This window comes from Vibrio sp. 1078-1 (assembly GCF_033340475.1).
In genome coordinates, this window is the sequence record NZ_JAWOWM010000492.1 from 1 (window position 1) to 637 (window position 637).

The 637-nt window shown below is 46.6% G+C and carries 2 protein-coding genes; one reads left to right on the forward strand and one right to left on the reverse strand.

Going from position 1 to position 637, the window contains the following annotated elements:
• Positions 1–184, forward strand: a 184-nt coding sequence (locus R7190_RS28380; RefSeq protein ID WP_318137992.1) for a DUF3470 domain-containing protein, incomplete at its 5' end; no start/stop codon positions are given.
• A gap of 91 nt (positions 185–275) precedes the next feature.
• Here the strand turns inward: R7190_RS28380 and R7190_RS28385 are convergent.
• Positions 276–637, reverse strand: a 362-nt coding sequence (locus R7190_RS28385) for an RNA methyltransferase (RefSeq protein ID WP_318137993.1), incomplete at its 5' end; no start/stop codon positions are given.

Here is a 637-nt window from a genome sequence, read left to right on the forward strand (position 1 = left end):
TGACGAGTGTGCCGCAGCGGCAATCTTCCAAGAAGACGAGCTGCCTGAAGATCAAATCATCTACAAAGAGCTCAACGCCGAACTCGCAGAAATCTGGCCGGTACAAACTGAAGTGAAACCAGCGATGGATGAAGCGGAAAAATGGAACGGCGTGCCAAACAAGTTGGATATGTTAGAAAAATAACCGCATTCAAAACGAAAAAAGCGTAATGAACCTCAGCTTGAAATCGCCTAGGCCGTTACGCTTTTTTTGTATCTAAAATTCGTTGATACGATTAGCTGTGCTGACGACGCATGTTGTCCAAAATGATCCCCGTCGCCATTGCCACGTTTAAAGATTCTGCGCCACCGAAAGCAGGAATCGTGATCTTATCTGTCACGAACTTGGACGCTTCTTCTCGCACACCATGTGACTCGCTGCCCATCAACAAAATACCTTCTGCTGCAAAATCAGTTTTATGCACGCTCTCACCTTCAAGGAAAGCACCATACACTGGCAAGTTTGCTTCAGCTAAGTAGCTTGGCAAATCAACCAAACTCACTTGCACACGCCCAAAACTGCCCATTGTCGCGCTGATGGTTTTTGGGTTATACGGGTCTGCACAGTCAGTGCTCGCAATAATGTGCTTAATGCCAT